Below are 14,008 nucleotides of genomic sequence, written 5' to 3'. Positions count from 1 at the left end.
TCGATTCACAGAAATACCGACACGCGGGAAGCGCCGCTGCCCCCCTCGCCCCGCTCTTGCGGGGAGAGGGTTGGGGTGAGGGGCTGCCTTCGCGAGAATGGTGAGAGACGAGACGTGGAGAGTCCCCCTCACCCGGATTGCTGCGCAATCCGACCTCTCCCCGCAAGCGGGGCGAGGTGAAGAGAGACCTTCACAACGCTTATCGATTCGGATCCGGATAGACGACGCTGCGCCAGCCGCTGCGATCGAACGGCGCCCACTCGCCTTCCTTCTGCGCGAGGCGATCGGCGACCGCGTAGACCACGGCCGGATGATGGCCCATGCCGCAATGGCTGCTCTCGACCTCGATGCTTTCGGTCATCGACGAACTCTGCTCACGGCAGCCCTGCCAGGCGCACACGCCGTCGGTGCGGCTGAAGATTGCGGTGGTCGGCACCGGCGGCGTGCTGGCGAGCGAGCCGCCGAAACGCTGGTCCTCTTGCTCGGCGCGGCGGCCGCTGGCCATCTCGTAGACGCGCCAGGCGTTGGTCGATTTCGGGCCGGCGGCAAACGGGCTGCCGAGTGTGATCACCTGCCGCACGCGCTCCGGCATCATCTTGGCGAGCTGGCGCGCATAGAGGCCGCCGAGGCTCCAGCCGATCACCGAGACCTTGCGGCCGCTGGTTTCATTCATCTCCTGCAGCAGCTCGACCATCCCGTCCTGCACGCCAGAACGAAGCCCGAGGTTGCGACCCTGGCGCCAGCCACTGACGGCGTAGCCCTTGCTCCTGAGGAAGGAGCGCAGCGGCCGGGTCGACGTGTCAGAGGCGATCAGCCCAGGCAGCACCAGCACCGGATGCGCATCGCCGCGCGGCGCGAGGCTCAACAGCGGCAATGCACCAAGGAAGGCACCGAGCTCATGAATGGCGCGGCCTTCCAGAAACATCAGCGTCCTGGACGGCGGGCGTAGCGTCTGCGCAGCAACGGACATTTCAACTCCTCTTTGGCACGGCCCCTGACGTCGCGGCGGCCGGCAATGGGATCAGCGGGAATGGGTCAACAGGATTGACGCAAACCCGGCGGAATCGTTCCGCAACGCAACAATCAACCTTGAAAAGCTAGGGAACCGATCACTTCCGTGCAAGCGGTCCGGGTCACACTTGCCACAACTTAAGTGACCTCCGTGCCCAATCGGTCACAGCAGCCGAAGCACATATTCCAGGGTGTAAAGTGCGAGACCGGCAAGTCCGCCGATCAGCGAGCCGTTGAAGCGGATGTATTGCAGATCCTTGCCGACATTGACCTCGATCAGCTGCAGCAATTGCTCCATGTCCCAGCTCTTCATCTGGTCGGCGATGAAGGTCGAGACGCCGCTCTTCTGCTCGGCCACGACCGTGCGCAGGATCGCGACCAGACCCTGGTTGATTTCGCCGCGCATGTCGGCGTCGCCGCCGAGCGCCTCGCCGGCCTCGCTGAACATTCTTGCCAGCTGATGCTGCAGCACCTGCGACTCGCCCGAAGCGCTGCGCTCGATGAAGTCCTTGACGTTGGCCCAGATGGTGCGTCCGAGATTGGCGAGCTCCGGCCGCGCCAAGAGGTCGCGCTTGAGCCCCTCGATGCGATCGGCAAATGCCTTGTCGCTGCCGAGCCGGTCGACAAACGACAGCAGCATGCGGTCGAACTCGCCGCGGAACGGATGCTCGGGGTCGTTGCGCACTTCCTCGAAGAATTTCGTGGCCGAGGCGATGATGCGGTTCACCACGAATTTGTCGGCGCGATAAAGTCTCAGCAGCGTCGGCATCTCGGCGCGGACCTTGTCGCGGATCACGGCCATGGTCTCCTGCTGCGTCAGCGTCTGATGCAGCACGCGCAGGATGTCGTCGAGCAGGCCGGCATGCTTGCCCTCCTGCACGAAGCCGCGCAACGCGCCGGCGGCAAGCGGCGCGAGATCAATCGAGAGCACCTGCGTCGTGATGCGACGGCTGATGAATTGCATCAAGCCTGAGCTCTCGGTCGCCGCGAACGCCTCGGGCAGCATCCGCAGCACGAAGCGGGCAAGATCCTCGGATCGTTTGCGGTCGCGCAGCCAGTCGGCGATGAACGAACCGAAGTCGATCTCGCGCAGCTTGGCCTCGACCGGACCGGATTCAAGGAAATTGTTCTCGATGAATTCGCCGAGCTTCTCGGCGATGCGTTTCTGATTGCTCTGGATGATCGCGGTGTGCGGGATCGGCAGCCCCAGCGGCCGCTTGAAGAGCGCAACGACGGCATACCAGTCGGCGAGCCCGCCGATCGTCGCGGCCTCGGCAAATGCCGCGATGAAGCCGAACACCGGATGCGTCGACAACAGCGCCTTCGACGCGATGAAAATGATGAAGGTTGCCGCCAGCACGCCGGTCGCCAGCCACTTCACGCGCCGCAGCTCGGCCGCGCGTTCGGCGTCGACGGGCGTTGCGATGAGGGCGGCGGGAAGGGTCATCGGGACTTTCGAGTGAACGCTAGTTTACCTAGGTGCCACACGCCCGGGCGTCATCCTGAGGTGCGCGCACTTTGCGCGCCTCGAAGGATGGCCACAAGCACCGTCGCTAGCTCCCATCCTTCGAGGCTCGCTCCGCTCGCACCTCCAGCGACAACGGCAAAGCCGTTGCGCAAGGATGACGTCGGAGGGGGCAAAAAAGAAGGCCCGCAAAATGGCGGGCCTTCGAAAAGGGCAGTGGTCGGTGCAAGCGCGATCAGGCGGTCTTGCTGTAGACCTTGGCGAAGTTGTCCTGCGCGGTCTTCGCACCGTCGGTGACGAGCTTGCCGAGATACTCTGACGTGGCCTTCGCCCGCGAGACGAACAGTTCGCCACGCGCACGGACCATGTCCGACTGGATCTGGGCGGCTTCGCTCAGCGACTTGGCCGACGCGAGCTTGTCGATGCCGGCGAAGAACGCCTCGGCGTCCTGGTAGAGCGCCTGCTGGATGTTGCGGCTGATCTTGGCGGCTTCGGTCACCGAACCGGCAACAGCGGTCTCGATCACGTTGGTCACCTTCTCGGAGCCGGCATACGCGTCGGCGGCACGGGTCTTGGCGGCCTCGGCCTGCTTCTTCACGAACTCACGGGCGGCTTCCGGAACTTCCAGGTTCTGGAGCTTGGTGAACGCCTCGGTGACGGGCGCGAAGGCTTCCTTGACGCTGTTCAGCACGGAATTGGTTTCGGTGGTCATTGGGGTCTCTCCATCCTCAGGTTTGAGCTATGGGCTCACCCCGTCCGGATTGGCCCGGGGCAAAAGTGTTATGACACATCCCATGGTGCGCCGCAACATAGATGTTGCATCGCGATATCACGAACGCGTGAGCAGCGTAAATATCGGGCAAACTGCCTGTGGAACCGGCAGATTGAGGTATTTAGCCACCCCCAACTGCGCCGGGCAGCCCATAAGCCTCCATCTGGGCCCGGACCTGCGCCACATTGTGCCCAAGCACGACGATGTCGTGGGTCTTGCCCTCGACATCGCGGACATGGTCGCGCAGCAGTGCCTCCGCCTTGAAGCCGAGGCTCTCGAACAGCGCGATCGCCGCCCGCTGGTCGACTGTCATCTGCACCGAGAACTTCTCTAAGCCGGCGCCGAGCGCGATGGCGAAGGTCTCTTGCGACAGCGCCCGGCCGACCCCCTGCCCACGGACATCGAGCGACACCACCATGCGGATCTCGCCGACATGCGGCGACCAGGAGTGCGGATCGCGCACCAGCGTGCCGCAGCCGACCACCTTGCCGTCCTTGATCGCGAGCAGGCTCGTGATGTCGCCGCGATCGATCTCGTTGACCCAGGCCGACAGCACCTTCGGCTGGCTGATGTTGCGCGGCAGGAACAGCAAGTCGTGCGTCGGCAGCTTTTGCGCGAAGGCCAGCACCGCGGCCTCGTCGGCCCTCGCCATCAGGCGGAACTCGATGTCGCCGGCCTCGGTCTTGACGTGGCGCGGATAGGAACGTTGTTCGGTCATGTCGATCTCTTGCCCAACCAGGAGTCCAGTTTCGGCCACAGCCGCTTGATTGCATTGGCGCCGGCGACCAGCGAGACGTGACCGCCTTTCAGCATCACCTCCTCCTTGTCCTCGGAGCCGATCTTGGGGATGAGGTGCTTTGCCGCGTCATACGGCACGATGTGGTCGTGCTCGGCGACCGCGTGCAGGATCGGCACCTTGATGTTGGCAAGCTTCGCCTCGCGGCCACCGACCGTCATGCTGTCGTTGTAGAGCTTGTTGTCCCACATCAGGTTCTTGACGGTCTGGCGAAAATACTCGCCGGCCAGCGGCAGGGTGTCCGTGCCCCAGCGATCCATCATCCGGTAGCCCTTGACGTACTCGTCGTTCCAGATGTTGTCCCACAACTGCACCTGGCTGAATACGCGCGACGCCGGCCGCAGCATATCGAACGACGTCATGATCATGTCGCCCGGCACGTTGCCGACGCTGTCGACCAGCTTGTCGACGTCGAAATATCGACGGTCGGAGAAATTCTGGAACAGCTTCATCTCGCGGAAATCGATCGGCGTGGTGAAGCAGATCAGGTTCTTCATCGGCCCGTCGTTGAAGATCGAGCCGTAGAGGAGCGACAGCACGCCGCCGAAGCAATAGCCGATCACCGAGACGTCCTGCTCGCCGGAGTCCTGCTGCACGCGGCGGACCGACTCCGGGATGAAATCCAGGACGTAGTCCTCCATGCTCAGCGTTTTCTCCTCCGGCTTCGGCGCGGTCCAGTCCAGCATGTAGACGTCGTAGCCGCGCTTGAGCATGAATTCGACGAAGCTTTGGCCCGGCACCAGATCGAGGATGTAGCCGCGGTTGGTGGTCGCCATCACGATCAGGATCGGCACGCGATAGACTTCGCTCGCCATCGGCCGGTAGTGATAGAGATTCATCGTGCCGCGCGAATACAGCACGTCCTTCGGCGTCGAGCCGAGCGCGGGACCGGAGCTCGAGATGTACTCGACGCCCTTGATGCTGCGCTGGATCGCACGCTGCACCTCGGACTGCACCCGCTCCGCGATCGAGGCGACGTCAAACCCCGTGGAAGCGTTCATTTGGGCTCTCCCTCGGATGGCGGGCGTTTGGTGCGCGGCGGCCGTGGCGTTGCGCCGAAGCCATCCCCCGGCGCCAGCGAATTGTGGTGCACCTGCTGCAGCAGCGTCTTGATCTCGTTGAGCTGGTTCTCCATCGACTGCAGGCGCTCGGCCATGCCGACGAGCTGGGCGCGGCTCGGCAGGTTCATCGCCAGAAGATACTTCTCCATCAGCTCGCCGAGCTGCCGCTGCGCGCCCGCCGCGGCACCGCCGGCCTGATTCATCAACTTGGAGAATTCCGGCGATGCCATTAACTGGTTGCCGAAGGAGTTGAACCCCTTCTCCATCTCACCCATCATCGTCTGCCAGATCACGGCAGGGTCGTTGCCCTTGTCGGCCATGCGGCGCTCCTCCACACCAAATCCGAGCGCTTGCCGCGCTTCCGCTTGTTTCCGCCATACGACACTGTTGCCGTGGATCGGTCAACAGCACGGCACGACCCACGGCGTCGAAGCCCTTCTGCGCCGCATCAAAGCGTGGCATAGAGGTTCCTGACCGCGATACCAGCAGGGGATGCCCGTGACCACGCTCGCCCATCAGCCGCCGCAGCTCGCCCGCGCCAATGGCATCGACATCTGCTACGAGATTTTTGGCGATGCGAATGCCGAGCCGCTGCTGCTGATCATGGGGCTCGGCGCCCAGATGATCCATTGGGACGACGAATTCTGCCGCCAGCTCGCCGCGCGCGGCTTTCGCGTGATCCGATTCGACAACAGGGATATCGGCAAGTCCTCCCGCCTGAGCGGCGGCAAGCGGCTGTCCGCGCTCGAACTGCTCAAGCTGCGTTTCCTGAAAATCCCGGTCGCAGCGCCCTACCGGCTGATCGACATGGCGCGGGACACCGTCGGCTTGATGGACGCACTCGGCATCCGCACCGCGCATCTGGTCGGCGCCTCAATGGGCGGCATGATCGCGCAGGAGGTTGCGATCACCTTCCCCGAGCGCGTGCGCTCGCTGACCTCGATTATGTCGACTACGGGCAACCCGAAGATACCTGGGCCGACCCGCGAGGCGACCGCGGTGCTGATGGCGCCGCCGCCTAAGAGCAAGGAGGAATACTTCGCGCGCTTCGGTCAGACCTGGAAGGTGCTGCGCAACGGCTCGTTCCCCGAGGATGAGGCGCTCGACCCCGAGCGCGCGCGGCGCACCTTTGAGCGCGGCCTCAATCCGGAAGGCGTCGGCCGCCAGCTGCGCGCCATCCTCGCCTCCGGCAGCCGCAAGGAACGGCTGCGCGGCGTCAAGGCGCCGACGCTGGTGATCCACGGCACCGTCGATCCGCTGGTGCATCCCGAAGGCGGCAAGGACACTGCGGTCTCGATCCCGGGCGCAAAGCTCGTGATGGTCGAGGGCATGGGCCATGCGCTGCCGATCCCGATGTGGCCGCAGATCATCGACGCCATCGACAAGCACGCGCATGGCGCGGCGGCCAAGGCCGCGTGAGGCCGGAGCGTTTTCGAGCGAAGTGGATACCGGTTCGCGTGACAAAGCCCCGTTCCGATTCAATCGGAACGGAAAGGGCTCTGGTATCTCCCGGTAACCATGTGAGCCAGGGGTGCGTTCTTCCGGGCGCCGCGTAGAGGCTGTAGAGAACGCAGTGCAGCGTGCGGGTCGCGCGCCATCAGCCTCGGGAGTCCCCAGATGAACACCATCCTCCGGCCGCGGACAGCGGTCGCCGCTCTCCTCCTCGCGCTCGCGTCATCCACCGCGATGGCCGCCACCAGCGAAGCGCAGCAGGAAGCCAACCGCAAGGCGGTGCTGGCCTTCTACGAGAAGGGGCTGAACCAGAAGGACGCCGACGCGGCGCTCGCCTATGTCGGCAACCGCTATGTGCAGCACAATCCCGGCGCTGCCGACGGCCCCGACGGCTTCCGCAAGTTCATCGGCTTCCTGCGCGAGAAGTTTCCCAACTCGCACAGCGAGATCAAGCGTTCGTTCGTCGACGGCGACTACGTGATCCTGCACGTCCATGCCGTGCGCGAGCCCGGCACGCGCGGCAATGCGATCATCGACATCTTCAAGCTCGAGGACGGCAAGATCGTCGAGCATTGGGACGTGGTGCAGCCGATCCCGGAGACTCCCGCCAACAACAACACGATGTTCTGAGAATTTCCGTCATGCCCGGCCTTAGCCGTCCGAAGGACGGCGTCGCTTCCGCTCGCCTATGCGCCGGGCATGACGATATTGAACGTCGCTACCGGCTGCGACCAAGCCAGCGCTGCGTCGGGAACAGCTGCAGCTGCCAGCGCCGGGCGGCCTCGCCCCACACACCCCTCGGCATGAACAGCATGATCAGGATGGCGAGCGTCCCCAGCACGACCAGATACAGACTGCCATACTGGGCGAGATAGGTCAGGAGCCCCCAGAGCAGGAGCACACCGACCATCGGGCCTTCGATGGTGCGTACGCCCCCGATCACGACGATGAAGATCACGTACGCGGTCCAGTCGGTGACGCTGAACGCGGCGTCGGGCGATATCCGCGCCTTCTGCAGATAGACCAGCGCGCCGACCATGCCGGTCGCGAACGCAACCGCGATCCACAGCACCTGGCGGATCCGCGCGGTGCGGACGCCGACGCTGCGCGCCGCCGCCGCATTGTCGCGGCTTGCCGCCAGCGCGAGGCCAAGCCGCGAGCGCATGAAGGCGTAGATGCCGAGCGTCACCAGCACGGCGATTAGCAGCGCAAGCCAGTAGACCAGCACGTCGCGCGCCGCCGCAGGGCGCAAACCGAGCAGCGCCTGCACCGCCTTTAGCCCGACGATCTGCGACAGCTCGCTGGGCGAGATCGACATCCCGGTGCCCCCGCCGAGCGACTTGAACTGCGCGCAGATCAGCCGCAGCGCTTCGGCGGCAACCCAGCTGCCGATCGCGAAGTATGGCCCTTCCAGCCGGAACAGCAGCGGCCCGAGCACCGCCGCGACCAGCGCCGCGAACAGACCAGCCAGCGGGATCGCCGCAACGGGATCGAGGCCGGCCATCACGATGCCGGCAAACAGCGCATAGGCGCCGAGCCCGACAAACGCCTGCTGCCCGACCGACACCAGCCCGCCCCACCCGGCCAGCACGTTCCAGAGCTGCGCCAGCGTCAGCATGGTGAAGACGAAGATCAGGTCCTGGATCAGGTTGCGCGATGCGATCGCAGGCAGCGCGGCCAGCACCACGACCAGCGCGATGCCGGCCACAGCCGCAATGCGCGACAGCCGTGTGCCGACCCGAACCTGCCACACCGGCGCATCCGCCGGGCGCTCCTCGCGGCTTGCCGGGATACGGATGCTTTCCACGCTCATGTCCGCCTCGCCGGGAACAGACCGCGCGGCCGCACCATCAGCACGGCTAGGAAGGCGAGATGGCCGGCCAGTATCTGCCATTCCGGATTGATCCGCGCCCCGATCGCCTGGGCGAGCCCGAGCACGATGCCGCCTGCCAGCGTCCCCCACAGGCTGCCGAGGCCGCCGATGATCACCGCCTCGAACGCGTAGAGCAGCCGCGCCGGACCGATCGACGGATCGAAGCTGGCGCGGATGCCGAACACGATCGCGGCGATCACCGACACCGCGAGCGATAGTCCCACCGCGATGGCGTAGACATTGCGCTCATTGACGCCCATCAATTGCGCGATCGCGGGATTGTCGGCGGTGGCGCGGAAGGCGCGGCCGAGCGAGGTGCGATAGAAGATCAGCTGCAGCAGCGCGACGGCGGCGATCGCCGTCACCAGCGCGGTCAGCGGCGCCAGTCCGACGCTCAGGCCCGGGGCCAGCGTCACCGATGAGGATTCGAAGGCTCCTGCCTGCAGCCGGCGGCTGTCGGCGCCGTAGCCGAGCAGCAGCCCGTTCTGGATCACGATCGACAGGCCGAAGGTGACGAGCAGCGGCGGCAGGATGTCGTCGCCGAGCACCCGCTCCAGCACGAGCCGCTGCAGCACGAAGCCGAGCGCGAACATCGCCACGACGACCAGCAGGGATGCCGCCGCAAGCGGCAGGCCGAGCGCGGTGGTGGCGCTGAGCACCAGATAGGCCGCAAGCAGGATTAGATCGCCATGCGCCAGATTGACAAGGCGCATGATGCCGAAGATCAGCGACAGGCCGAGCGCGAACAGCGCATAGACGCCGCCGAGCAGCACGCCTTCGATGATGGTGTCGAACCCGCTCATCGCTCCCTCACGTTCCGAAATAGGCCGCGCGGATCGTGTCCTGACCCACATCCTTTGGCCGTCCGCTCAGCGTCACCCGTCCCTCCTGCAGACAGTAGAAGCGATCCGCCGCCCGCAGCGCGCGGGCAATGTCCTGCTCGACCAGCACGACCGCGGTGCCGCCGGCGCGGATCTGCGGCAGCATGCGGTAAATGTCCTCCACTACGATCGGCGCGAGGCCGAGGCTGATCTCGTCGCACAGCAGGACCGACGGGTTGGACATCAGCGCACGGCCGATCGCCACCATCTGCTGCTGGCCGCCCGACAGCGCAGTCACGGCGCCGCGCCGTCGCTCCTTCAGCACCGGGAACATGCGGTAGACCGCGGCGAGATCCCACGGCGCGGTGCGCTCGCCGCCGTAGGCGCCGATCAGAAGGTTCTCCTCGACGCTGAGCGAGGGAAAGAGCTGGCGCCCCTCAGGGACCAGCGCGAGACCGAGCCGCACGATGCGCGCGGCCGACGCATCGCCGATCGCCCGCCCACTCAGGCGGATGGAATCCGGGCGGCTCTTCACGAGCCCGGCCAGCGACTTCAGCATGGTCGACTTGCCGGCGCCGTTGGCGCCGATCACCGCGACCGCCTCGCCCTCTTGCAGTTCGAAGTCGATGCCGAACAGCGCCTGGAAGTCGCCGTAGAAGGCATCGAGCGCGGTGACGTTGAGCAGCGCGGTCATGCCGGCACGCCCATATAGATGGTCTCGACCTCGCGCGAGCGCATCACCTCGACCGGCACGCCCTCGGCGACGACCTTGCCGAAGTTCAAGACAACCAGCCGCTGCACCACCGCGAGCAGCGCGTGCACCACGTGCTCGATCCAGATGATGGCGACGCCTTCGGCGTGGATGGTGCGGATGGTCTCGACCAGTTCGTGGCATTCGGCATCGGTGAGCCCGCCCGCGATCTCGTCGAGCAGCAGCGTGCGCGGTCGGGTAGCGAGCGCCCGCGCCAGTTCGAGCCGCTTGCGATCGAGCAGCGGCAGGCTGCCGGCAAGCCGGTTGGCCTTGGCCTCGAGGCCGGTCAGATCGAGCATGCGGCCGCAATGCTGGACCGCATCCGCCTCCGACAGGCCGCCGCCAAACAACGCGGCGACCGCAAGATTCTCAAACACCGAGAGATGGTCGAACGGTTGCGGGATCTGGAACGAGCGCCCTATGCCAGCGCGACAGCGCGCCTCGGGCGAGAGACCCGTGATGTCGACGCCATCGAGGACGATGCGGCCGGCATCGGGCCGCAGCAGCCCGGTGATCAAATTGAACAGCGACGACTTGCCGGCGCCGTTCGGCCCGATCACACCCAGCGCCTCGCCGGACACAAGCGTCAGGTCGATCGCGTCGGCAACGACGATGGCGCCGAACCTTTTCGAGATGGCATGGAGTTCGAGCATGGTCGCCCACTGTATGGTTTCGGCGGAGAGGAGATGCGCAGCACTGCCGCGCATCTCCTGCCTTCGATGAAGCAGCTGGCTCGCGCTAGCTCAGCGCCTGCATGTCGCCGCCAAGCGGAATCTGCGGCGCCAGCCTGTTGTCCGTGATCACCATGTTGTACTTGTCGCCATTGAGCCGCCACTGGCCGCCGACCAGTGGTGTCTTGGCGATGTTCTTCGCCGCGAACGGCGGCACCGCGCTGGAGCCGAACGCGACCTGGCCCACGATCGTATCGAGCTTGGTGGCGCCGATGGCCTTCGCGAGCGCCGCGCCGTCGGCCGGGTCGCCGGAGCGCTTGATCGCGTCGATCGCGACCTCGAACAGCGAATGCACGAAGCCGATCGGCTGGGTCCATTGCTTGCCCGACGCCTGCTCATATCCCTTGGCGAGGTCGGCCGCGCTGACGCCGCTGAGGCTCGATTTGTAGGGATGCGTCGGCGTCCACCACACCTCGGTGGAGATATTGTTGCCGCCCTTGCCCAGCGCCTGCACCGACGCGGGGAACAGCAGCGCCTTGGCCACCGACACGACCTTCGGCTTCAGCCCCTTCTGCCGCGCCTGGTTCCAGAACGTGGTGAAGTCGGGCGGGATGATCACGCCGGTGATGATCTCGGCATCGGCACCGCGGAACGCGGCGATCTGCGAGCTGAAATCGTCGGTCAGATTCTGGAAGCGGCCGGGATCGGTGAGCTTGAAACCCTGCTTGGCCATCACAGGCGGGAAGCCGATCGTGGTGTCGCCCCAAGCGTTGCCGTCGGCATCGTTGGGGAACAGCGCGCCGACCGATTTGTTGGTCGCGACCTGACTCCACATGCTGGTGAAGACGCCGATCACGTCCTCGAGCCCCCAGAAATAGTGGAAGGTGTATTCGAACGGCTTCCAGCTCTTGGGATCGCCCGGATTGGCCTGCCGGCCGATGAAGTTGGTCTGCCACGGCGCGACGGAAGAGATGCACGGCACCTGCTCGAGCTCGCACTGCGTCGCCACTGGATTATTGGTTTCGGGCGTGGCGCCGACCACGATCAGGCTGACATTGTCGCGGGTGATCAGCTCCTTGGCGACCTCTGCGGCGCGGTTCGGATTCGACTGGCTGTCCTTGGTCACCACCTCGACCGAGTAGGTCTGCGATCCGACCTTGACGCCATCCTTGATGAACTTTCTGAACTCGCCGAGCACGAAATCGTCGGCTTCGGCGAACGCGGCCAATGGACCGCTCTTCGGCGAGACATAGCCGATCTTGATCGGCTTGTTGGCCGCCCGCACCGCCGGCGCAAACAATGTCGTCGTACCTGCGGCCGCGAAACCACCGGCGATGCCCTGCAGCACGCGGCGGCGATCGAAAGACATTACGTTCAAGTGATCCTTGGCGTTCAAGTGGTCCTTGGCGCTCAAATGGTCCTTGGTCATTTTCCCCTCCCTTGAGGCGAGCCGGTTTTCACACCGGCTGCCGTTCATTCCGTTCTGAGAAATTACCGGCGTCGCGCCGCATCACGCGGCGGCGATGGACTTCGTCTGCGCCTTCGCGCTGCGGCCAAGGATCTGGCCGAACACGTCGAGCAGCACATCGGAGGCGTCAGCCGCCGCCTCCCTGGCGCGCCAGGCGACATACGTGTCGGGACGCACCAGCACGCAGCCGTCCTCGTCGACCTCGCTCTGGCGATACCAGTCCGCATAGATGTCGAGTGCGTCGCAGCCCTGCGGGCCGATGGTGACGACATCGACCGGCAGGCCGTAGGCCTTCTCGACCGCGGCAGCGGCCGTCTTCCAGCCGTCGCCGCCGATCCCGGTGAGCAGCGTGAAGCGGCCCTTGCCGGCGAGATCGAGCGTCGACTTGCGCTGGCCCTGATGCTCGATCCAGACATGCGGCAAATGCGCGCCGGGCCACGTGGTGGCCTGATAATAGAGTTCGTGATCGCGAGTGAAGGCCGGCATCGGCGTGCCGTCGGACACCACGGCGGTCGACCCGTAACGCTGGTTCATCTCGACGCCGTGGCAGTTGAACTCGTAGCTCTTGTTGGCGATGGCCTCATAGAGCTTCTTGCGGCGCGCTTTGCCCTCGGCGGTCGGGGCCTTGCGCGCGGCGATCGCCTTGCGCGCTTCGGCCGGATCGGTCGAGGCGACCAGCCCCACCGCCTCGAAGATCGGCGGGAAGTCGCCGATGCTCTTGTTGGCGCGGGTCACGATCTGCTTGCCGACCGGCTGGCGCTCGGCCGAATAGGTCTCGAGCAACGATGGCGCGGCGTGACCCTCCAGCACCAGCTTGAGCTTCCAGCAGAGATTGTAGGCATCCTGGATCGAGGTGTTGGAGCCGAGCCCGTTGGTCGGCGGATGCCGGTGCACGGCATCGCCGACGCAGAACACGCGACCGGACGTGTAGTGGCCGGCATACATCTCGTTCACGGTCCAGGTCGAGGTCGAGGTCACCTTGACCTCGAGCGTCTCGTCGCCGACGAGATTGCGCACGATCGAGATCGCCTCGTCATTGCTGAGCTTGCGCTCGCCCTGCTCGATGTCGTAGCCCCAGATGATCAGCCATTCGTTCCACGGCCGCACCATGCGGATCAGGCCGGCGCCGATTCCGCCGATCTCGGCGCCGGGCTGCAGCACCCAGTACAGCACGCTCGGCCGGTGCGCGACGTACTTGCTCAGATCTGCCTGCACGATGATGTTCATGCTGCCGGCGCGGCCCATCTGGCCCTCCATCGGCAGCCCGATCACCTCAGCGACGCGGCTGCGGCCGCCATCGGCGCCGATCAGATATTTGGCGCGGATCTGGTAGGTCTCGCCGGATAGCCGATCCTTCACCGTCGCGGTCACACCGTCGGCATCCTGCACCAGGTCGACGAACTCGGTGTTGAAGCACAGCGAGGTGCCGCGCTGGCCGGCGGCCTCGATCAGGATCGGCTCGAGGAAATTCTGCGGCAGGTCGCAGATCCGGGTCGGGCTGGCGAGATCGTAATCCGCCTTGCGCGAGGGATGATTGCCCCAGGAATAGAGTCGGCCGAACTCCTCGCCGGCGAGGCTCTCGCAGAACACGTTGTTGGCCATCAGATGCTGTGGCACCGCCTGCGCGACCGCCTTGTCCTCGAGACCGAGATCGCGCAGCACCTCCATCGCACGCTGGTTGGTGATGTGGGCGCGCGGGGTATCGGCCAGCCAACCGTATTTGGTCACCATGATGTGCTTGACGCCGTACATGCCGAGCAGCGCCGCCGCCGTCGCGCCGGCCGGGCCGCTGCCGACGACAAGCACGTCGGTCTCGATCGGTTTGCTGGTCATGTTGCTCTCCCTGGTCGTCTTGTTGGTTGCGATC

At 65.5% G+C, this 14,008-nt stretch carries 14 protein-coding genes; 2 read left to right on the top strand and 12 right to left on the bottom strand.

What is annotated here, in order from left to right:
* Positions 1–199: 199 nt before the first annotated feature.
* The 6 genes from V5279_RS14035 to V5279_RS14010 all read right to left on the bottom strand — a co-directional run bounded on the left by V5279_RS14035 (position 200) and on the right by V5279_RS14010 (position 5,425).
* Complete coding sequence (locus tag V5279_RS14035) at positions 200–970, bottom strand: alpha/beta hydrolase (RefSeq protein WP_338698198.1); 771 nt, start codon at positions 968–970, stop codon at positions 200–202.
* A 204-nt stretch (positions 971–1,174) separates the two neighbouring features.
* A complete protein-coding gene (locus V5279_RS14030) occupies positions 1,175–2,458 on the bottom strand; it encodes a DUF445 domain-containing protein (protein WP_338698196.1) in 1,284 nt (427 codons plus the stop codon).
* A 253-nt stretch (positions 2,459–2,711) separates the two neighbouring features.
* A complete protein-coding gene (locus V5279_RS14025; protein ID WP_338698194.1) occupies positions 2,712–3,188 on the bottom strand; it encodes a phasin family protein in 477 nt (158 codons plus the stop codon).
* A gap of 181 nt (positions 3,189–3,369) precedes the next feature.
* Positions 3,370–3,966, bottom strand: a complete 597-nt coding sequence (locus V5279_RS14020; RefSeq protein ID WP_338698192.1) for a GNAT family N-acetyltransferase — start codon at positions 3,964–3,966, stop codon at positions 3,370–3,372.
* The gene (locus V5279_RS14015) at positions 3,963–5,045 is read right to left on the bottom strand and encodes a PHA/PHB synthase family protein (RefSeq protein ID WP_029078067.1); all 1,083 of its coding nucleotides are present in this window, start codon (positions 5,043–5,045) and stop codon (positions 3,963–3,965) included. Before V5279_RS14015 ends, V5279_RS14020 begins: the two co-directional genes overlap by 4 nt.
* On the bottom strand, positions 5,042–5,425 hold the full coding sequence (locus tag V5279_RS14010) for a hypothetical protein (protein WP_029078068.1): 384 nt from the start codon (positions 5,423–5,425) through the stop codon (positions 5,042–5,044). The genes V5279_RS14015 and V5279_RS14010 overlap by 4 nt, the downstream gene beginning before the upstream one ends.
* A gap of 172 nt (positions 5,426–5,597) precedes the next feature.
* Between V5279_RS14010 and V5279_RS14005 the strand changes: the two genes are divergently transcribed.
* Together V5279_RS14005 and V5279_RS14000 are read left to right on the top strand one after the other, a co-directional pair.
* Complete coding sequence (locus V5279_RS14005) at positions 5,598–6,524, top strand: alpha/beta fold hydrolase (RefSeq protein WP_414645929.1); 927 nt, start codon at positions 5,598–5,600, stop codon at positions 6,522–6,524.
* 267 nt (positions 6,525–6,791) lie between these two features.
* On the top strand, positions 6,792–7,187 hold the full coding sequence (locus V5279_RS14000) for a nuclear transport factor 2 family protein (RefSeq protein ID WP_414645947.1): 396 nt from the start codon (positions 6,792–6,794) through the stop codon (positions 7,185–7,187).
* Positions 7,188–7,275: 88 nt separating this feature from the next.
* Here the strand turns inward: V5279_RS14000 and V5279_RS13995 are convergent, their stop codons facing one another.
* The 6 genes from V5279_RS13995 to V5279_RS13970 all read right to left on the bottom strand — a co-directional run bounded on the left by V5279_RS13995 (position 7,276) and on the right by V5279_RS13970 (position 13,974).
* Positions 7,276–8,370: a branched-chain amino acid ABC transporter permease gene (locus V5279_RS13995; RefSeq protein ID WP_338698184.1), complete on the bottom strand. Its 1,095-nt coding sequence runs from the start codon at positions 8,368–8,370 to the stop codon at positions 7,276–7,278.
* The gene (locus V5279_RS13990) at positions 8,367–9,233 is read right to left on the bottom strand and encodes a branched-chain amino acid ABC transporter permease (RefSeq protein ID WP_029078072.1); all 867 of its coding nucleotides are present in this window, start codon (positions 9,231–9,233) and stop codon (positions 8,367–8,369) included. The genes V5279_RS13995 and V5279_RS13990 overlap by 4 nt, the downstream gene beginning before the upstream one ends.
* A 7-nt stretch (positions 9,234–9,240) precedes the next feature.
* A complete protein-coding gene (locus tag V5279_RS13985; protein ID WP_338698181.1) occupies positions 9,241–9,945 on the bottom strand; it encodes an ABC transporter ATP-binding protein in 705 nt (234 codons plus the stop codon).
* Positions 9,942–10,709, bottom strand: a complete 768-nt coding sequence (locus V5279_RS13980) for an ABC transporter ATP-binding protein (RefSeq protein WP_338698179.1) — start codon at positions 10,707–10,709, stop codon at positions 9,942–9,944. Before V5279_RS13980 ends, V5279_RS13985 begins: the two co-directional genes overlap by 4 nt.
* 31 nt (positions 10,710–10,740) lie before the next feature.
* Complete coding sequence (locus V5279_RS13975; RefSeq protein WP_338701178.1) at positions 10,741–12,042, bottom strand: ABC transporter substrate-binding protein; 1,302 nt, start codon at positions 12,040–12,042, stop codon at positions 10,741–10,743.
* A 141-nt stretch (positions 12,043–12,183) separates the two neighbouring features.
* Complete coding sequence (locus V5279_RS13970; protein WP_338698177.1) at positions 12,184–13,974, bottom strand: FAD-dependent monooxygenase; 1,791 nt, start codon at positions 13,972–13,974, stop codon at positions 12,184–12,186.
* Positions 13,975–14,008: the final 34 nt, after the last annotated feature.

The sequence above is a fragment of the Bradyrhizobium sp. 26S5 genome (genome assembly GCF_036923295.1).
Taxonomy (GTDB): domain Bacteria; phylum Pseudomonadota; class Alphaproteobacteria; order Rhizobiales; family Xanthobacteraceae; genus Bradyrhizobium; species Bradyrhizobium septentrionale.
Note: the sequence above shows the minus strand (reverse complement) of the source record. Positions and strands in the feature narration are given on the sequence as shown.